This window comes from Bradyrhizobium sp. 62 (genome assembly GCF_023073035.1).
Taxonomy (GTDB): domain Bacteria; phylum Pseudomonadota; class Alphaproteobacteria; order Rhizobiales; family Xanthobacteraceae; genus Bradyrhizobium.
The window spans coordinates 856042-874880 of the sequence record NZ_JADPIT010000015.1 but is presented as its reverse complement, the minus strand read 5'-3'; the positions used below and the strand labels follow the sequence as shown (position 1 = coordinate 874880).

General features: G+C 64.6%; 20 protein-coding genes and 1 pseudogene. 15 read left to right on the top strand and 6 right to left on the bottom strand.

The annotated features are described in order from the left end of the window. Window positions 1–2 precede the first annotated feature (2 nt). The 7 genes from scpB (at window position 3) to surE (ending at window position 5506) form a co-directional block, all read left to right on the top strand. The gene (gene scpB / locus IVB47_RS14700; protein WP_247462336.1) at window positions 3–755 is read left to right on the top strand and encodes an SMC-Scp complex subunit ScpB; all 753 of its coding nucleotides are present in this window, start codon (window positions 3–5) and stop codon (window positions 753–755) included. A 166-nt stretch (window positions 756–921) separates the two neighbouring features. After that, on the top strand, window positions 922–1158 hold the full coding sequence (locus IVB47_RS14695; protein WP_007610722.1) for a twin-arginine translocase TatA/TatE family subunit: 237 nt from the start codon (window positions 922–924) through the stop codon (window positions 1156–1158). A gap of 88 nt (window positions 1159–1246) precedes the next feature. Beyond that, window positions 1247–1816, top strand: coding sequence for a Sec-independent protein translocase protein TatB (tatB, locus tag IVB47_RS14690; RefSeq protein WP_247462334.1), 570 nt, complete (start codon window positions 1247–1249; stop codon window positions 1814–1816). Then, complete coding sequence (gene tatC, locus IVB47_RS14685; RefSeq protein WP_247397669.1) at window positions 1813–2625, top strand: twin-arginine translocase subunit TatC; 813 nt, start codon at window positions 1813–1815, stop codon at window positions 2623–2625. The genes tatB and tatC overlap by 4 nt, the downstream gene beginning before the upstream one ends. A gap of 220 nt (window positions 2626–2845) precedes the next feature. Next, window positions 2846–4177 carry a serine--tRNA ligase gene (serS, locus tag IVB47_RS14680; protein WP_247462331.1) on the top strand — a complete coding sequence of 444 codons (1332 nt, stop codon included), beginning with the start codon at window positions 2846–2848 and terminating at the stop codon, window positions 4175–4177. Between the two features lie 94 nt (window positions 4178–4271). Then, the gene (locus IVB47_RS14675) at window positions 4272–4634 is read left to right on the top strand and encodes a hypothetical protein (RefSeq protein ID WP_247462329.1); all 363 of its coding nucleotides are present in this window, start codon (window positions 4272–4274) and stop codon (window positions 4632–4634) included. A gap of 104 nt (window positions 4635–4738) precedes the next feature. Beyond that, window positions 4739–5506 (top strand): 5'/3'-nucleotidase SurE, encoded by a 768-nt coding sequence (gene surE, locus IVB47_RS14670; protein WP_247359436.1) that lies wholly within the window; start codon window positions 4739–4741, stop codon window positions 5504–5506. Between the two features lie 35 nt (window positions 5507–5541). Here the strand turns inward: surE and IVB47_RS14665 are convergent, their stop codons facing one another. Then, window positions 5542–5913: a response regulator gene (locus tag IVB47_RS14665; RefSeq protein ID WP_007590670.1), complete on the bottom strand. Its 372-nt coding sequence runs from the start codon at window positions 5911–5913 to the stop codon at window positions 5542–5544. A 225-nt stretch (window positions 5914–6138) separates the two neighbouring features. Between IVB47_RS14665 and IVB47_RS14660 the strand changes: the two genes are divergently transcribed. Both IVB47_RS14660 and IVB47_RS14655 read left to right on the top strand, forming a co-directional pair. Then, a complete protein-coding gene (locus tag IVB47_RS14660; RefSeq protein WP_247289723.1) occupies window positions 6139–6789 on the top strand; it encodes a protein-L-isoaspartate(D-aspartate) O-methyltransferase in 651 nt (216 codons plus the stop codon). A gap of 109 nt (window positions 6790–6898) precedes the next feature. Continuing rightward, window positions 6899–8290 carry a LysM peptidoglycan-binding domain-containing M23 family metallopeptidase gene (locus tag IVB47_RS14655; RefSeq protein ID WP_247462327.1) on the top strand — a complete coding sequence of 464 codons (1392 nt, stop codon included), beginning with the start codon at window positions 6899–6901 and terminating at the stop codon, window positions 8288–8290. 162 nt (window positions 8291–8452) lie between these two features. Here IVB47_RS14655 and IVB47_RS14650 read toward each other — a convergent pair whose 3' ends face one another. Beyond that, on the bottom strand, window positions 8453–9469 hold the full coding sequence (locus IVB47_RS14650; RefSeq protein WP_247462325.1) for an ATP-binding protein: 1017 nt from the start codon (window positions 9467–9469) through the stop codon (window positions 8453–8455). Between the two features lie 181 nt (window positions 9470–9650). Here IVB47_RS14650 and yajC point away from each other — a divergent pair, with 181 nt between their 5' ends. Genes yajC through IVB47_RS14620 form a run of 6 tightly spaced genes read left to right on the top strand, consistent with a single transcriptional unit; the run spans window position 9651 to window position 15304 of the window. Continuing rightward, window positions 9651–10016, top strand: a complete 366-nt coding sequence (yajC, locus tag IVB47_RS14645) for a preprotein translocase subunit YajC (RefSeq protein WP_247462323.1) — start codon at window positions 9651–9653, stop codon at window positions 10014–10016. 47 nt (window positions 10017–10063) lie between these two features. Next, entirely contained in the window at window positions 10064–11668 is a 1605-nt protein-coding gene (secD, locus tag IVB47_RS14640) for a protein translocase subunit SecD (protein WP_247462321.1), read from the top strand. A 16-nt stretch (window positions 11669–11684) separates the two neighbouring features. Continuing rightward, window positions 11685–12710, top strand: a complete 1026-nt coding sequence (gene secF / locus IVB47_RS14635; RefSeq protein ID WP_247462319.1) for a protein translocase subunit SecF — start codon at window positions 11685–11687, stop codon at window positions 12708–12710. Window positions 12711–12770: 60 nt separating this feature from the next. Continuing rightward, the gene (locus tag IVB47_RS14630) at window positions 12771–13154 is read left to right on the top strand and encodes an Mth938-like domain-containing protein (protein ID WP_247462317.1); all 384 of its coding nucleotides are present in this window, start codon (window positions 12771–12773) and stop codon (window positions 13152–13154) included. Further along, on the top strand, window positions 13151–14014 hold the full coding sequence (locus IVB47_RS14625; RefSeq protein WP_247462315.1) for a phytoene/squalene synthase family protein: 864 nt from the start codon (window positions 13151–13153) through the stop codon (window positions 14012–14014). Before IVB47_RS14630 ends, IVB47_RS14625 begins: the two co-directional genes overlap by 4 nt. Window positions 14015–14059: 45 nt before the next feature. Beyond that, on the top strand, window positions 14060–15304 hold the full coding sequence (locus IVB47_RS14620) for a threonine ammonia-lyase (RefSeq protein WP_247462312.1): 1245 nt from the start codon (window positions 14060–14062) through the stop codon (window positions 15302–15304). Window positions 15305–15321: 17 nt separating this feature from the next. On the opposite strand, the gene IVB47_RS14615 is transcribed toward IVB47_RS14620, so the two are convergent. The 4 genes and pseudogenes from IVB47_RS14615 to IVB47_RS14600 all read right to left on the bottom strand — a co-directional run bounded on the left by IVB47_RS14615 (window position 15322) and on the right by IVB47_RS14600 (window position 18778). Beyond that, complete coding sequence (locus tag IVB47_RS14615; protein WP_247462310.1) at window positions 15322–16500, bottom strand: aminotransferase class V-fold PLP-dependent enzyme; 1179 nt, start codon at window positions 16498–16500, stop codon at window positions 15322–15324. Between the two features lie 29 nt (window positions 16501–16529). Next, window positions 16530–16938: pseudogene (locus IVB47_RS14610) on the bottom strand (GFA family protein). Window positions 16939–17026: 88 nt separating this feature from the next. After that, a complete protein-coding gene (locus IVB47_RS14605) occupies window positions 17027–17578 on the bottom strand; it encodes a CAP domain-containing protein (protein WP_035961291.1) in 552 nt (183 codons plus the stop codon). Between the two features lie 105 nt (window positions 17579–17683). Then, the gene (locus IVB47_RS14600; protein ID WP_247463168.1) at window positions 17684–18778 is read right to left on the bottom strand and encodes a serine/threonine protein kinase; all 1095 of its coding nucleotides are present in this window, start codon (window positions 18776–18778) and stop codon (window positions 17684–17686) included. Window positions 18779–18839: the final 61 nt, after the last annotated feature.

Below are 18839 nucleotides of genomic sequence, written 5' to 3'. Positions count from 1 at the left end.
CCATGGCAAGCCTGGCTGAAGTGCGGGTAGAAGAGGCCGAGCCGATGGAGAACGAGTCCCAGGCACGTCCCGAAGAATTGCGGCTGCTGGAAGCGCTGCTGTTCGCTTCGAATGAACCGCTGGACACCGCGACGCTGGCCAAGCGCATGCCCGAGGGTGTGGACGTGAAGGCCGCGCTCGAGCAGTTGCAAGCCGACTATTCCCTGCGCGGCGTGAATCTCGTGCGGGTCGCCAACAAATGGACCTTCCGCACGGCGGGCGATCTCGCCTGGCTGATGACCCGCGAGAGCACCGAGACTCGCCGCCTGTCGCGCGCCGCGATCGAAGTGCTGGCGATCATCGCCTATCACCAGCCGGTGACGCGCGCGGAGATCGAGGAGATCCGTGGCGTCGTCACCTCGAAGGGCACGCTGGACGTGCTGCTGGAAACCGGCTGGATCAAGCCGCGTGGTCGTCGCAAGACGCCGGGCCGTCCCTTGACCTTCGGAACCACCGAGGACTTCCTGTCGCAATTCACTCTGGAACAGCTCGGCGATCTGCCGGGTCTCGAGGAGCTGAAGGGCACGGGCCTACTGGATTCGCGCCTGCCGACCGGATTCAGCGTGCCGACGCCGTCGGATGACCCGACTTTGCGTGAGGACGAGGATCCGCTGGAGCCGGGCGAGGACCTTGATCTCGCGCTGGCGCCTGCTGTCGAGCCCGAGACGCCGCCGGAAGGCGGCCATGAGAGTGGCGAGGGCGGCAGCGAGGACTGACGTCTGGGCCTTTTAGTGGCCCCCTGCGACCAGTTAACACTAGCAAAATTACGTAGCGCCAACAGCGAATTGGCGCTGCCTTGGTCCTTGTTTTTGACACCTGCCAAGCCTAGGTTTCGGTGAAGATCGGCCGGTCCCCGGCCATGCGCGTTTGGAGGGTTGCAGGATGGGTTCACTCAGCATTTGGCACTGGGTCCTGGTGATCGCAGTGGTCCTGCTGCTGTTCGGTCGCGGCAAGATTTCGGATCTGATGGGCGACGTGGCGCAGGGCATCAAGGCGTTCAAGAAGGGCATGCAGGACGACGACAAGGTCGCCGACAAGCCCGAGCCGGCCAAGTCCATCGAGCACAACAATGCCGCGCCGACCGCGGCACGGTCCGACGTCGGCAGCAAGGCCGTCTGAGCCAGAGAGCACGCGAGACGCGGGTAGCGGACCCGATCCTGCGCGCGAGGGATTGGGCCGGCTGCGGCTGGCGTGAACGGAAGACCTCATGTTCGATATCGGGTGGAGTGAACTGGTCCTGATCGGGGTCGTGGCCCTGATCGCCATCGGCCCGAAAGAGCTGCCGGGCGTGCTGCGCATGGTCGGGCAGTGGATGGGCAAGGCGCGGAAGATGGCGGCCGAATTCCAGGGCCAATTCCAGGAAGCGATGCGCGAGGCCGAAATGGCCGATCTCAAGAAGAGCTTCGACGAGGTCAAGGAAGCGGCTTCCGGTTTCGCCGGCAACAATCTGATGACCTCGCTTCAGAAAGACGTCAGCGACGCGCTCCGCGTCGATGCGCTGGACAAGCCGGCCGAGACCTCGGCCTCGACCGGCGCCGAACCGCCGGCGACTTCAGGCGAAGCGGTGACGACGCCCACCACGCCGGAAGCGCCGACGCCCGAGACCTTCGTGGAAGCCGAGGCACATGCGGCCGTGAACGAGCCGCTCGCCATCACCCGTGAGGTCGAGCAGGCGCAGGTCGCTCAAGGTTCGGTCACGCAAGGCTCGATCACGCAAGATTCGGTCACGCAGGACACTGCGCCGGCCGAGGCGATCAAGGACGCCAAAGCGTCATGAGCGCCGCTGATATCGAGGCCAGCAAAGCTCCCCTGATGGACCATTTGATCGAGCTGCGTTCGCGGCTGATCAAAGCGCTGCTCGGCTTCGGCATTGCCTTCATCTTCTGCTTCTTCTTCGCCAAGCAGATCTACAACGTGCTGGTCTGGCCATTCGTGTGGGTCGCGGGTCCCGAGAACTCGAAATTCATCTACACCGCGCTGCTGGAATATTTCATCACCCAGCTCAAGCTTGCGCTGTTCGGCGCCGGCTTCATCTCGTTCCCGATCGTCGCGACGCAGATCTACAAGTTCGTCGCTCCGGGCCTCTACAAGCACGAGAAGCAGGCCTTTCTGCCGTATCTGGTCGCGACCCCGTTCTTCTTCGTGTTGGGTGCCGCACTGGTCTATTTCGTCGTGCTGCCGATGCTGGTCCGCTTCTCGCTCGGCATGCAGCAGGCCGGCAGCGACGAGACCGCGCAGATCCAGCTCCTGCCCAAGGTCGGCGAATATCTGTCGCTGATGATGTCGCTGATCTTCGCCTTCGGCATCGCCTTCCAGCTTCCGGTGATCCTGACGCTGCTCGGGCGCATCGGTATCGTCACGTCAAAGATGCTGCGCGAGAAGCGCCGCTATTTCATCGTCGTTGCCTTCGTCATCGCGGCCGTTCTGACCCCACCCGACGTGCTCAGCCAGTGCTCGCTCGCGATCCCCTTGCTCGCGCTCTACGAGGGCTCGATCATCGCGGTGGGAATTGTGGAGAAGAAGGCGGCCGCTTCAAAGGCCACCACCGGCACTGACGTATCGACGCCGGCCAACCCGGCGGAGTAAGGCGCCCCGATCTCCGCTGTCATTCCCCGCTCCAGTGCGCAATTGCGCACTGGAGCGGGGAATCCGGTACGCCGCCGCCCATCGGGGGAATCACGGACGTCTCTGGAATACTGGATCACCCGCTTTCGCGGGCGATGACAGCCGTGCTAGGGGAAGCAGCCATTTGCATAAGTGCAAATCCAGGATTTGCAGGGTTGCAACAAGCCCCAGGACCTCGGCCATGCACGACATCAAATCGATCCGCGACTACCCGCAAGCCTTCGACGCCGGCCTTGCACGACGCGGCCTGAAGCCACTGTCGGCGTCGCTGCTCGCGATCGACGAGACCCGGCGTGCGGCGATCCTGGCTTCCGAGCAGGCGCAGGCGCGGCGCAATGCGGCCTCCAAGGAAATCGGCGATGCCAAGAAGGCGAAGGACGAGGCGCGCGCGGCGAAGTTGATGGCGGAAGTTACCGAGCTCAAGACCACGATGCCGGAGCTCGAGGCGACCGCGAAGGCTGCCGACGAGGAGCTCGCCAAGGAGCTCGCGGCGATCCCGAATCTGCCGCTCGGCGAGGTGCCCGATGGTGTCGACGAGCATGGCAATGTGCAGCGCCATGTCTTCGGCAACAGGCGCAACTATGCGTTCGTGCCAAAACCCCATGACGATCTCGGCGCCGCGCTCGGTGACATGGATTTCGAGATCGCGGCGAAGCTCTCCGGCGCGCGCTTCGTCGTGCTGAAGAAGGGACTGGCGCGGCTCGAGCGCGCGCTCGGTCAGTTCATGCTGAATCTACACGTCGACGAGCACGGCTATACCGAGATCAATCCGCCGCTGCTCGTGCGTAACGAGATTATGTTCGGCACCGGACAATTGCCGAAATTCGAGGACGACCAGTTCTGGGCGATCAAGGGCGAATTGCTCGCCGAGCCCGACCATGAGCGGCTCCGCACCGAGCGTCTCGGGATCATTCCGACCGCGGAGGTGGCGCTCACCAATCTCGTCCGCGAATCCATCCTTGACGAAAAGCAGCTGCCGATGCGACTGACCGCGCTGACGCCGTGCTTTCGCGCGGAGGCGGGCGCCGCTGGGCGCGATACCCGCGGCATGATCCGGCAGCACCAGTTCACCAAGGTCGAACTGGTCTCGATCACGACGCCGGAGACGAGCAAGCACGAGCACGAGCGCATGCTCGCCTGTGCCGAGGAAGTGCTGCGGCGGCTCGACCTGCATTACCGTGTGATGACGCTGTGCACCGGGGATATGGGTTTCTCGTCGCAAAAAACCTATGACATCGAGGTCTGGATGCCGGGCCAGGGCGACGGCGGGGCATTCCGCGAGATCTCGAGCTGCTCGGTGTGCGGCGATTTCCAGGCCCGCCGGATGGACGCGCGCTCGCGCGGCCCCGATGGCAAGCCGCGGTTCGTGCACACGCTCAACGGCTCCGGCACAGCGCTCGGCCGCGCGCTGATCGCCGTGATGGAGACCTATCAGCAGGAGGACGGCTCTATCGCGGTCCCCAGCGTGCTCCAGCCCTATATGGGCGGGCTGAAGGTGGTCGCACGCGACTAGGCGTGCTGCCCATCTGAAACGGAGAAACGTTTGGTTGCGAAGATCGGGCGGCCGGTTATCCTGCCGGCCACCCGACAACGCGAACCCATCGTTCATGGCCTTGCACCGCGATATCTTCTGGGTCGGCAGACAATGGGCGGTGACGGGTGCCGGCATCCAGGCCGTCGATCAGCGGCTGCGTGGCGTGCTCGACATTGAGACCAAGCGGCTCTGGGACGACGATCTGGTCCAGAGCCGGCGGACGAAGCCCGGTGTGAATGCCCCGGATTTCGACCAGGCACTGACGCTGGCGCGCGAACGCTTTCCGCAGACGCCGGTAGCGGACCCGTTCGTTGCACAGCTGGAGGCGCTCGGCGTGATCGAGGTGCCGATCGTGACCCCGGTCGTGCCGGCGATGAAATTGCATGCCGAGGGCCGGCTGGCGCGCTTTCTGCCGCAATGGCGCGTTCGCCGATAGCCGGCCCGCCGGCAACCGGCTGCCGGCCCCATTCGGCCGGTTTGCCTGATCGGCCCCGGCCGGATAAGACGGCTCAGACCCCGCTTCAGGAATCGACCTTTCGCATGCGCATTCTCTGCACCAATGACGACGGCATCCACGCCCCCGGCCTCAAGGTTCTGGAGGAGATCGCGCGCGCATTGTCCGATGACGTCTGGGTTGTCGCGCCTGAGCTCGACCAGTCCGGCGTGTCGCATTCGCTGTCGCTGAACGATCCGCTGCGCCTGCGCGAGGTGGGTCCGCGGCATTTCGCGGTGCGCGGCACGCCGACCGACTGCGTCATCATGGGCGCGCGCCACATCCTCGGCGCCAAGCTGCCCGATGTCGTGCTGTCCGGCGTCAACAAGGGCCGCAACGTCGCCGAAGACGTGGTCTATTCCGGCACGATCGCCGGCGCGCTGGAGGGAACCATTTTGGGGCTGCCGTCCTTCGCCCTGTCGCAGGAGTTCAGCGTCGAGACCCGCGACCGGCCGCTATGGGACACTGCGCGCAAATTCGGGCCCGACATCCTGCGCAAGGTGATCGCGGCCGGCATCCCGAAGGACACGGTGATCAACGTCAACTTCCCGGCCTGCGCGCCGGAGGATGTGCTGGGCATTCGGGTGACGCGGCAGGGCAAGCGCAATCTCGGGTTCCTCAAGATCGACGAGCGCAGGGACGGCCGTGGCAATCCCTATTTCTGGATCGGCTTCGAGCGCACCGCGATGATGGATACGCCGGCCGACGGCACCGATCTCGCGGCGCTGCGCGAGCGCTACGTCTCCGTCACGCCGCTCAGGCTCGACCGGACCAACGAGGGGTTTTCGGAGGCGCTGAGTGCGACGCTGAAGTAAGTCCGACGCTGAAGTAATCCGACCTCGAACGCGGCCTAGCCGCCGCGAAGAGCGGCTTCGATGGTCTTGCCGAGGGCGTCGAGCTGAAACGGCTTCTGAAGCGCCGGCCGATCGCGATACTGCTCGGGCAGGCCGGAGGAGCCGTATCCGGTGGCGAAGATGAACGGGCAGCCCTTCGCCTTGATGACATCGGCGACCGGCGAGATGACCTTGCCGTTGACGTTGACGTCGAGAATGGCGATGTCGAACTCGGTTGCCTGGGCGAGCCGCATGGCTTCGGTGATGTCGCCAGCCTCGGCTGCGATCTTGTAGCCAAGCTCTTCGAGCATGTCCGCGACCATCATCCTGATCATCACCTCGTCTTCCACGAGGAATACAGAGCGGCCGGTAAGCCCCGTCGCAGTCATGGTCGAGTCCTTGCCCATCGCCAAAAACGTTCGCAGATAACACGAATCGACGCAATGCGCGTTTCGACGAACGGATGCCTGAAAATGGCCATCGCGGCTCGCCCCTTGCAAGCCAATTTGTGGTCAACTACGCCATCCGAAGCCTATCATGGGTTCCCTGAGCCGGAACAAGAATCTCGCGCCCCAGGTTGGCATCCCGGACCGTAAAGACAGCACAAGCAGGCAATGACCCCCCATCAGCACCCGCCGGAAAAGATGATGTTTCAGCTCACGCTGAGGCGTCGGGGCATCAGCGACCAGGCGGTCCTGCGGACCATGGAGGAGGTGCCGCGCGATCAATTCGTCGACGACGCCGATCGCGACGGCGCGTATCGCGACAGCGCGCTGCCGATCGCCTGCGGGCAGACCATCAGCCAGCCCTTCGTCGTCGCCTACATGACCGAGCAGCTCCAGCTTCAGAAGAAGCACCGCGTGCTCGAGATCGGCGCCGGCTCGGGCTACCAAGCGGCCGTGTTGTCGCGGCTCGCCGGTCAGGTGCTGACGGTCGAGCGTTACCGCAAGCTGGCGGATGCCGCACGTATCAGGCTTGAAAAGCTCAACTATCACAACGTCGAGGTGATGCTGGGCGACGGACTCAATCTGCCCCCCAATATCGGCCCGTTCGACCGCATCATCGTCACGGCCGCAATGGAGCAGCTCCCGGACAACCTGGTCGAGCGGCTGGAGGTGGGCGGCATCCTGATCGCGCCCGTCGGCCCGCATCAGGGGGTGCAGACGCTGATCCGCCTGAGCCGGACCGAAGCCGGGATCGAGCGCAAGGAACTCGTCGAGGTCCGGTTCGTGCCGGCGCTGCCCGGTGTGGCGCGGGAGCTGTAGAATTCCGGATTGGCTGTGCTGCCAACATCTTATTGGGAGGGTTAAGCCGTTATTTACTCGGCGCGTGTTTACTTAAAACACCAGTTCTGTTGCGTACGAGTGAGTAACCATGTCCGTTGCCGCCGAGTTGCTTTACTCGCGCCGTGTGCCGCAGGTCGCGGTGCTGGCGCTGATCTCCTTCAGCTTCGCAGGGTGCAGCGCCGACATGTCGTCGCGCATGTCCCAGTCGAACTTCTCCAATCCCTTTGCGCAGGAATCGACCGGTTCGGTGCAGCAGGCACCGCCGCCGCAGCGTGAGTTGCCGCAATATTCGCGGCCGCAGACGCAGCCCGGTTATTATCAGTCGCAGCCTTTGCCGCCGGCGGTGTCCGCGCCGCAATCCTACCCCGTTGCGGCAGGCGGCGTGTCCGGAGGCGGCCGGGGTGTCGGGTCCTACGCACCCCCGGCGCAGCCGCATCTGGAGACCACGGCCACCGTGCCGCCGCGCTCGGTTGCAGCCGCCCAGCCGGTCGGTGGAACCAAGATCATCGTCGGCACCAGCGATACGCTCGACCTGCTTGCCAAACGCTATCGCGTCACGCCACAGGCGATTCTTGCCGCCAACGGCTATAAGGGGCCGCGCGCGCTCTCGCCCGGCCAGCAACTGATCATTCCGCACCAGGCTACGGCCGCTGCGCCCGCGCCGCTCATGGCTCCCGTTGCCGCTGCCCCCGCGCTGGCGCCTGCTGCGAGGCCGGTTGCGGCCGTTGCCGCGCCGTCGAGCACGCACTTCGTGAACCACGGCGACACGCTCGCCAGCATTGCCCGCAAGAACCATATCTCGGCGGGTGAACTGGCCCGCGCCAACGGCCTCGATCCCTCTGCAAAACTCAAGCTCGGCGCCCGGCTGGCCGTGCCCGGCGCCAAGACCGCCGCTGTCGCGGCACCGCTTGCCGCGACCCCGGTCGGAGCCGCTCCCGTCGCGGGGACGCTGCAGCCCGTTGCGGCCGCAACGGCGCCCGCTACCAAGATGGCGGCCGTTACCGCGCCGGTGCAGAGCGCGCGCCTGGCGCAGGCCACGGCAAATGTCGAAGACAAGACCGCGGAAGCTCCGGCGAAAGCTGCGGAGACCACCAGCGCGCTGCCGACTTTCCGCTGGCCGGTTCGCGGCAAGGTGGTCACGAGCTACGGCGCCAAGACCAATGGCAAGTCCAACGACGGCATCAATCTCGCGGTGCCCGAGGGTACGCCGGTCAAGGCGGCTGAAGACGGTGTCGTTGCCTATTCCGGCAACGAGCTGAAAGGTTATGGCAATCTCGTCCTGGTTCGGCACTCCAACGGCTACGTCACCGCATATGCCCATGCGAGTGAGCTGATGGTGAAGCGCGGCGATACCATCAAGCGCGGCCAGGTCATTGCCAAGTCGGGTCAATCCGGGGAGGTGGCGTCGCCGCAGCTCCACTTCGAGATCCGTAAGGGATCGAGCCCGGTTGACCCGCTTCAGTTCCTGAACGGGGCGTGAGCTTGAAATAGGGCGCGCCATCGCCACAAACGCGGTGTCGTCGCCCGGCTCGACCGGGCGACCCAGTACGCCGCAGCGTCTCGATCGATCAAAACCGTCTCCGGAATACTGAATTCCCCGCCTGCGCGGGGAATGACAGGTCAGGGAAGTGGCGGCAGCTTGCTACGTCGCCGTCAGCTTCACGCCAAGCCGTCCCGCAAGCTCCTGCACGAACTGCCAGGCGACGCGGCCCGAGCGCGAGCCGCGCGTCGTCGACCATTCAAGGGCCTCGCGTTCCAGCGCGTCATCGTCGACCTTGACGCCGAAATGGCTGCAATAGCCCCGCACCATGGCGAGATATTCGTCCTGGCTGCAGCGGTGGAAGCCGAGCCAGAGACCGAAGCGATCCGACAGCGAGACCTTCTCCTCGACGGCTTCGCCGGGATTGATCGCGGTCGAGCGCTCGTTCTCGATCATCTCGCGCGCCAGCAGATGGCGGCGGTTGGAGGTGGCGTAGAGGATGACGTTCTCCGGCCGACCCTCGATGCCACCTTCGAGCACCGCCTTGAGCGATTTGTAGGACGCATCATTGCCGTCGAAGGAGAGGTCGTCGCAGAACACGATGAAGCGGAAGGACGAGGCGCGAAGCTGCTCCATCAGCGCCGGCAGGCTCTCGATGTCCTCGCGATGAATCTCGATCAGCTTCAGTCTGTCGGCCGGTTTGCGCTCCGCGTTGATGCTGGCATGCGCGGCTTTCACCAGCGACGACTTGCCCATGCCGCGTGCGCCCCAGAGCAGTGCGTTGTTGGCGGGCAATCCGTTGGCGAAACGCTGGGTGTTCTCCATCAGGATGTCGCGCATCCGGTCGACGCCCTTGAGCAGGAACAGTTCGACGCGGCTGACCCGCGGCACCGCCGCAAGGCGGCCGTCCGGATGCCAGACGAAAGCATCCGCCTGCTTGAACGACTCGCGTTCGACGGCGGGCTTGCCTTGAGCGGAGAGGTGCGCCGCAATCGTCTCCAGCGCGCGAACGATGCGCTCCTGGGAGACGCTTTGGCTGGCCTTCGAAGTTGTCTTGGAAGTCGTCTTGGAAGCCGCTTTGGGGGCCGCCTTGGGACGTTTTGCCGCGACGCGGGCTGGCTTCGTGGCAGGGGAACGGGGGCCTTTGCCGGCCGGGCTTTTGCTTGGTTTTTGGGGCATGTCCGAAGTTCCTGAGAATGCAGCCTTATCGGGCCTGAGCGCGCGCCGCAAGGTGGCTAAAAGGGGCGGTCTGGCAGCGTTGCAATTGGGGCAATGGCCGCTATAGTCCGCGCGAATTTGACCGAACCGGTCGCCATTTGGGCCTGACCGGTTTTCCCCCGTTCTCACGAGGATCGTCCGAATGCTGATTACCCCTGCGTATGCCCAGGCTGCGGGCGCCGGCGACACCAGCGGCATGTTGATGTCGCTGCTGCCGTTCGCCCTGATCTTCGTGATCATGTACTTCCTGATTCTGCGTCCGCAGCAGAAGAAGGTCCGTGACCACGCCGACCTCGTGAAGAACATCCGCCGCGGCGACACCGTCGTGACCTCGGGCGGCCTCGTCGGCAAGGTCACCAAGGTCGTCGACGACGACCAGATCGAGTTCGAGATCGCCGATGGTGTGCGCGTGCGGCAGATGCGCTCGATGGTCTCCGGCGTGCGCGCTAAGGGCGAGCCGGCCAAGGAATCCAAGGAAAGCGCCAAGGACGAAGCCGCGGCGAAGTGAGCGCTTCCGCGAGTCTCTGAAATCCCCTGATCTGACAGGTCCAGTCGATGTTGTATTTCACGCGGTGGAAGGCGCTCGGGATTATCCTGACGGCGCTGATCGTGTGCCTCTGCGCGGTCCCGAACTTCTTTCCGGAAGCGCAGGTCAAGACCTGGCCCGCCTGGGCGCAGCGGCGGCTCGTGTTGGGTCTCGACTTGCAGGGCGGCTCCTCTCTGCAGCTCGAGGTCGATTCCAACTATGTGAAGAAGGAAAAGCTCGACCAGATCCGCGACGACGTCCGTCGCGTGCTGCGCGAGGCCAAGATCGGCTTCACCGGCGGCGTCACCGTGCGCAACGACGCGGTCGAGGTTCGCATCACCAAGGACACCGACGCACAGCCGGCGCTCGCCAAGTTGCGCGAGCTTGCGCAGCCGATTGGCGGCCTGATGGGGTCCAGCGGTCAGCGCGACCTTGAGGTCGCCGATGCTGGTGGCGGATTGATCCGCCTCAGTATTCCGGAGGCCGCGATGCTCGACCGCATGCGCAAGACCATCGAGCAGTCGATTCAGATCGTTGAGAAGCGCGTCAACGAGCTCGGCACCGTCGAGCCCATCATCCAGCGTCAGGGTAACGACCGCATTCTGGTGCAGGTGCCGGGCTTGCAGGATCCCACCCATTTGAAGGAACTGTTGGGCAAGACCGCGAAAATGGAATTTCGCATGGTCGATCCCTCGGTGCCGCCGGACCAGGCGCAGCCGGGCCGGATTCCACCGGAGTCAGAACTGCTGCCGGCCGCCACACCGCCGCCGTCCAACTATGTGGTCAAAAAGCAGGTGCTGGTTGCGGGCGGCGACCTGACCAACGCCCAGGCGACCTTTGACCAGCGTACCAACGAGCCGGTCGTCAGCTTCACGTTCAATACCTCGGGGGCGCGCAAGTTCTCACAGGCCACACAGGAGAATGTGGGGCTGCCCTTCGCGATCATCCTCGACGGCAAGGTGATCTCGGCGCCGGTCATTCGCGAGCCGATCACCGGCGGTCAGGGCCAGATCTCCGGCAGTTTCACCGTGCAGTCGGCCAACGACCTCGCGATCCTGCTGCGCGCCGGCGCCCTGCCTGCGCCGCTCACGGTGGTCGAGGAACGCACCGTCGGTCCGGGTCTCGGCCAGGACTCGATCGAGAAGGGCGAGCTTGCGGCTTACGTCGGCTCGATCCTGGTCGTCATCTTCATGCTGTTGACCTACCGGCTGTTCGGGGTGTTCGCCAACATCGCGGTGGCCATCAACGTCGCAATGATCTTCGGCCTGTTGTCGCTGCTCAGTGCCACGCTGACCCTGCCAGGCATCGCCGGCATCGTGCTCACTGTCGGCATCGCGGTGGACTCAAACGTGCTGATCTATGAGCGCATCCGCGAGGAGTTGCGCGGCGGGAGAAGCCCGATCTCGGCGATCGATGCAGGCTTCAAGCGGGCGCTTGCGACCATTCTCGATTCCAACATCACGACCTTCATTGCCGCTGCCGTGCTGTTTATGATCGGCACGGGTCCTGTGCGCGGCTTCGCAGTGACGCTGGGCATCGGCATCATCACCACGGTCTTCACCGCCTTCACCATGACCCGCCTGATCGTCGCATGGTGGGTGCAGTGGGCGCGGCCGAAGACTGTGCCGATTTGATCATTCGAGGCCGGCTGTGACCACTACTCAACTCGTTCTCATTTCTCTCGGCGTCCTGATTGCCGTGCTGACCGTGGTCAGCGTGCTCGGCCTCCTGCCGTCGCTGCGCATCGTGCCAGACGAGACGCATTTCGACTTCACGCGCTTCCGCCGTATCAGCTTCCCGATCTCGGCGGCGCTGTCGATCGTCGCTATCACGCTGTTCTTTACCCATGGCCTGAACTTCGGCATCGACTTCAAGGGCGGCACCTTGATGGAGGTGAGAGCCAAGTCGGGCTCCGCCGATCTTGCGCAGATGCGCACGACCCTTGGCACCCTGGGACTCGGCGAAGTCCAGCTGCAGCAATTCGGTGGCCCCGCTGACGTGCTGCTTCGCGTTGCTGAGCAGCCGGGCGGCGACAAGGCGCAGCAGGCAGCTGTGGACAAGGTTCGCGGCGCGCTCGGCGAGTCCGTGGAGTATCGCCGCGTCGAGGTGGTGGGCCCGCGTGTCTCCGGCGAGCTGCTGAGTTGGGGCATGCTCGGCCTGATGCTCGCGATCGTCTCGATCCTGATCTATCTCTGGTTCCGCTTCGAATGGCAGTTCGCACTCGGCGCCATGATCGCCAACGTGCACGACATCGTGCTGACGATCGGCTTCATGTCGATCAGTCAGGTCGATTTCGACCTGACCAGCATCGCCGCGCTTCTGACCATTCTCGGCTATTCGCTCAACGACACCGTCGTCATCTACGACCGCATTCGTGAAATGCTGCGGCGCTACAAGAAGATGCCGATGCCGCAGCTTCTCAACGAATCAATCAACTCGACGCTGTCGCGCTCGATCATCACCCATTTCACCGTGACGCTGGCGCTGCTGGCGCTGCTGCTGTTCGGCGGCCATGCCATCCACAGCTTCACCGCGGTGATGATGTTCGGCGTGGTGCTGGTCGGCACGTATACCTCGATCTTCATTGCAGCTCCGATCCTGATCTATCTCGGCGTCGGCGAGCATCGCGAAGATGCGGTCGATAAGGCTACGCCGGCGAAGAAAAGCAAGGCATGATCCGAACCGCATGCCCTCGCAGGAGTTTGCGAGGGCAGTAAGCTCATTCGGACGAAGCTCATGGCCGGCGATCCCAACGCACCGCATTTCCCCCGCTCGGCGCCGATCGAAGCCTATGGCAAGGGCGGCTTTGCCTTTGCCGGCATGTCGCATCGGGGATCGCTGCTTTGCCTGCCCGACGCGATCTGGGCCTGGGACGTTACCGACCCCGCGAAGATCGACCGCTATTCGCTGGATCGAGTCTTCAAGTCCGCCAACAGCATCGACACGCTCCTGATCGGCACCGGAACCGGGGTCTGGCTGCCGCCGGCGGAACTGCGCCAGGCGCTCAAAGCGGCGCGGGTGGTTCTGGACACGATGCAGACCGGTCCCGCCGTGCGCACCTACAACATCATGATCGGCGAACGGCGGCGCGTCGCGGCCGCGCTGATCGCCGTGCCATGAGTGGCTCCGCGCCGGCGCCGGATTCTGCCGCGTTCTGCGCTGACCTCGTACGCAGCCACGACTTTCCGCGCTATGCCGCGACCCTTTTCGCGCCCGCTGCCGAGCGTCGCGCGCTGCTGGCGCTCTATGCCTTCAATGTCGAGATCGTCCGCGTCCGCGACCAGGTGAGCCAGCCCTTGCCCGGTGAAATCCGCCTGCAATGGTGGACCGACATGCTGTCGGGCCAGGTCCATGGCAGCGCCGAGGGCAATCCGGTAGCGGCGGAGCTGCTCCGCGCAATCCGTGATTTCGACCTGCCGGTCGAGCCGCTGTCGCTGCTCGCCGACGAGCATCAATTCGATCTCTACAACGACCCAATGCCAACAATGGCGGCGCTGGAAGGCTACCTCGCGGCGACCTCATCGGCGCTGTTCGATCTCGCCGCCCGGATCATGGGACCACCGTCGGAGGCGGCCGAGCATCTCGCCCGCCATGCCGGGCTGGCGCAGGGCATCGTACAGGTCATCGCCAATCTGCCGCGCGATGCGGCGCGCCGGCAATTGTTCCTGCCGCAGCAGGTGCTGGCGAGCCACGATTGCGACGTGGAAGACGTGTTCGCCGGCAAGGAGACGCCAAACTTGCGCGCCGCGCTGGACCAACTCTCGGGCGAGGCGCGGCAACATTTGACGACGGCCTTGTCGCTGCTGGTGGAGGTGCCGGCATCCGTGCGTCCAGCGTTCCTTCCGCTGAGCCAGGTACGGGCCGACCTCAAGCGCTTGTCGCAGCCCGGGCGTAATCCGTTCACGCCGGAGCAATCGCCGCGGCTGCGCACGCTGTGGACGCTGTGGCGGGCCTCGCGTTCCCGGGAATTTACCAAATAGCGGTTGGCTTATCGCCTCAAACTGCCAAATGCCCTATGCTGTCCCATGGCTGAGTTGTCCCAAAGCATCGCCACTGATCTCAGCGGCCTTCCGATCTCGCTGAGCGAAATCCATGCCGCTGCCGAGACGATCCGCGGCGCCGTCGTCGAGACGCCCTGTAGCTACAGCCGCACGCTGAGCAATATCTGCGGCTGCGACATCTGGCTGAAATTCGAGAACCTCCAGTTCACCTCCTCGTTCAAGGAGCGCGGCGCGCTCAACCGCCTCACGGCGCTGACGCCGGAGGAGCGCGCGCGAGGCGTCGTCGCGATGTCGGCGGGTAATCACGCGCAAGGCGTCGCCTATCACGCCAAGCGGCTCGGCATTCCCGCCACCATCGTCATGCCGGTCGGCACGCCCATGGTGAAGGTCGAGAACACCAGGCATCACGGTGCTGAGGTGGTGGTGACGGGCGCCACGCTGGAGGAGGCGGCCGCGTATGCGCGCAGCCACGGCGAAGCCCGCGGCATGATCTTCGTCCATCCCTATGACGATCCACTTGTCATCGCGGGGCAGGGCACGGTCGGGCTGGAAATACTCAAGGCCGTGCCGGAGCTCGATACGCTGGTCGTCCCGATCGGCGGCGGTGGCCTGATCAGCGGGATCGCCATTGCCGCGAAATCGATCAAGCCGTCGCTGCGGATCCTCGGCGTCGAGGCCTGGCTCTACCCCTCGATGTACAATGCCATCCATAACGGCAATCTGCCGGCGCGTGGCGACACACTCGCCGAAGGCATCGCGGTGAAGTCGCCCGGCAAGCTCACGACCGTAATCGTTCGCCGCCTTGTCGACGACATTGCGCTCGTTAACGAAGCCGAGCTCGAGCGCGCGGTGGCAACCCTGATCTCGATCGAGAAGACGGTTGTCGAAGGCGCCGGCGCCGCTGGTCTCGCCGCACTGATGTCCGACCCGTCCCGTTTCGCCGGCCAGAAGGTCGGGCTGGTGCTGAGCGGCGGCAATATCGACACGCGGCTGATTGCATCAGTCCTGACCCGCGAGTTGGCGCGTGAGGGGCGGCTCACCCAGCTGTCGCTCGACATCCCCGACAGGCCTGGCCAACTGGCTGCGGTCGCGGCACTGCTGGCCGAGGCCGGCGCCAACATCATCGAGGTCTCGCACCAGCGCACCTTCTCGGATCTTCCGGCCAAGGCAACGTTGCTGCAATTGGTGATCGAGACCCGCGACAGCGCCCATCTCGACGAGGTCATGGCAAAGCTTGGCGCATCGGGATTGAGTGCGCGCTGTACCTGAGCTGTGCACGCCCGCCGCTATCGCGGCATCAGACCTGCCAAATGGGCGATCAGCCGATCGATCTCGGCTTCCGTATTGTAGTAGTGCGGAGAGGCGCGCACCAACGGCGGCAGCGAGCGAATTTCGGCATCGATGCGCGTGCTCGACGGATCTGAGGCACCGATCGTGATGCCGGCGGCGGCCGCGTTGCTGACGACCGCTTCCGCATCGTACCCTTCCATCGTGAAGCTGGCGATGGCCCCCGGAGCGCGTCCGAGGTCGCGAATTCTGATGCCGCGAATGGACGCAAGGCCACCCCGGAGGCGGTCCGCCAGCATGCGGCAACGCTGCTCGATGGGGCCTATCCCGATATCGAGGGCATAATCGACAGCCGCGCCCAGCCCAAGCCGGGCTGCGTAGTTGTTCTCCCAAGTCTCGAAACGGCGCGCATCGTCACGCAGCCGGTAAGCGTCCCGGGACACCCAGGGTGCGGCGAAGTGGTCGATCATTGGCGGTTCGAGCTGCTGCAGCATCGCCCGGCGGACGTAGAGAAAACCGGTGCCGCGCGGGCCGCGGAGGAATTTGCGACCGGTCGCCGACAACATGTCACAGCCGATGGCCTCGACATCGACCGCCATTTGTCCGACCGCCTGGCAGGCGTCGAGCAGATAAGGAATGCCTCGCGCTCGCGCGATCTTGCCGACGGCCGCAGCCGGATTGACCAGCCCGCCATTGGTCGGAACCCATGTGATCGCAATCAGTTTCACGCGCTCATCGATCATGCGTTCGAGCGCGTCAACGTCGAGCTCGCCGCTAGCATCGCTCGGCACGATGTCGATCGCGACCCCTGTTCGCTTGGCGACCTGGAGAAAGGCGACATAGTTGGCAGCGTACTCCGCCTCGGCGGTCAGGATCCGGTCGCCCTGACGAAATGGAAGCGCGTAGAACGCCATCTGCCAAGCAACCGTCGCATTCTCCATGAGGGCGATCTCATCGGGTGCGGCATTCAGCAGGCGCGCCACTGAGCCGTAGACGGATTCAAGCCGGGGCGCCTCACGGTCGGCGGCGGCATAGCCTCCGACCTCGCTCTCCAGATCGATATGCTGCTTCATGGCTTCGGCGACAGCGACAGGCATGAGAGCCGCCCCCGCGTTGTGCAGATACGCAAGTCTGGAAGTGGCTGGCGTGTCGGCACGTACTCGCTCGATGTTGATCAAGTCAATCTCCGGCTCGGACTATCGTCGCGTCAGTGCGGCATTTCCTCGAACTGCGGCAGGTTGAGCAGCGTGTTCCACGACATGCGACGCCTGGTGAACATCTCGAGCTTCGGTGCGACGAGGTCGGGCCGGTCGAGGCTGCCCAACTGGACGAAGACCGTCTTGGGGAAGCTATCGAGGTTAGTGGTAAAGACCCGCGAACCGCATTCCGGGCAGAAATTGCGATCCAGGCCTTTGCCGGAATTGGCGATGTAGTGAAACGCCTTCGGCTTGCCGCAGAGAGGCGTGAAAATCGTCCTCGGGCACCGCGAAGAAGGTCGCCATCTCGCCGCCGGAAGCGCGCTTGCAGTCGTTGCAATGACAATTGGCGATGAAGGACGGATCGGTGCTGAATTCGAACTTGATTGCGCCAAGGGCGCATTGAGCGGTGCCATTGATCGCCTCAGGTTGGTTGAGGATAGCGGCGCGATCATATTGGCCGGTCGGAGAAGCGCGCGCAACAATGCTTCCGGCGTGGCGTCTCGCCTCAGATGCAGAGGCCGAGCAGCTTGATGTGGCAGCCGCCGGATTTGGGCTTGCTCGCAGGAGCGGCTTCGCGTTTCACGGCAACGAGGGGCTCCTTGTCCTTCTTGCCTTTGCCCTTCGGCTCGTAGTCGCCGGCAATCACCATCGCCCAATAGGTGCGTTTGCCGCTGGCGTTTTTCGCGCTCGCGATCCCGACGCGGGACGCGTTGTGCAGCAGCAAATTTTTGCGGTGTCCCGACGAGTCGATCCACTGTCCCAGGGTCTTCTCGAAATTGTCGTAGCCGTAGGCGATGTTCTCGGCGGCGCGGCCTGCGCCGGCCGGTGCGACCCGGCGGTTGAACGGGCCGAGGGCGTCGTGACTGAGGTCGTCCTTCGTCGCCATCGCGCGCGCCTGGTCCATTGCGATGCGGTCGAGGGTCGAATCGCGGACGACGCGGACCTCTCCATGTTTGAGGCGGAAGCTGGAGATTAGCTCGGCCGGGGACTCGGCCATTGCGGGCGCGGCGGCGAGCAGCAGAAGGCCGGCGATCAGGCCGCCAACCACACGATGCATCATCGTCCCCCGAGTGCCCATGACCCCGCCAAGCCCCGCCGCCAAGTTCGAATTATCGGATCGCTTCTCTATCGCCAATGTGGACGCTTCAAGGCGTGATCCACGCTAGCCGGCAGGCAGGTCGGCCTCGAAATTGAAGCGGTCGCGCAGGTTCTTGCGCTGCTCCAAGATGTCCTTGAGGAAAGCGCGGTCCTGGTCGTTCTTCATCATCGGCTCGATCAGGTCGAGCTGATTCATGGCGACCAGTTGCAGAATCTCCGTGCGCGGCTTGCCGTCGGCGTTGCGTGGCAGCGCGTGCACGACCTGGATGTGTTCCGGGGGCTTCGGCCCTTTGGCGGCGCTGAGCTCGTTCCGCAATTGGCCTTCGAGCGCGGCCTGATCGGCTTCGACGAAGGCATAGAGCCCGACGCCGGAGCGGCGGTCGGCAAAGGCGACGATGGCGGTGTCGCGCACGGCGGGGTTCCTGCGGATCAATTCCGCCAGCACCGGCGCGTCGTTGACGAGCCTTCGGCCGCCGCCTTCACGGTCGGTGAAGTTGAACAGGCCGCGCGTGATTGCCCGATAAACCTTCTTGCCGGTAGCCAGCCAGAGGCTGGCGGCGAACGACTTCTTCGCCAGGATTTTCCGCTCGCGCGGCGTCAGCGCCTCGGGCGCGTAGGAGCGCTTGTGCTTGAGCAGATGCCGGAGATCTTCATAGGCCAGGATGCGGTAAAGCCGGCCGCGCCGGTCGAAGCAGGCCGCGAGCTGGAAGTCGGTCACATAGGCGCGACCGTCGCGGCCGACCAGCCAGTTCTGTTCCTTGGCAAGATCGTTGTGGCAGATGCCGGCGCGGCGCAGCCGTCGCAGCGCGGCCTTGGCCGAGCGAAAATAGGCGAGGTCGCCATGCGGTTTCGCCAAATGCAGCGCGACACCATCGACGAAGCTGCGCACCAGCGCGCGGCGTCCGGCCCACAGCAGCTCGGGGCCGACATCGAGCCCCTTGGCGAGTGCCAGCGCATGCGTCTCACGGGCGAACAGATGGCGCGCCAAAAGGAATGACCACCACGGCGCCTCGTCGAGGCGGCGCAGCACCGCGTCGACCTCGCCGTCATCGTCGCGGAAGCGGCCGCGTTCGACGGTCGAGAACACGTCGCGCTTGAGCAGCACGCCCTCGGTCCAGCGCGCCGAGAGTGTTGCGGCGTCGTCTTTGGGAAGGTTCATCGAAAACTCACGCCGCAGCGGCAATGCGCAGGTGATCGGCGATCCAGCGATCGAGATCGGC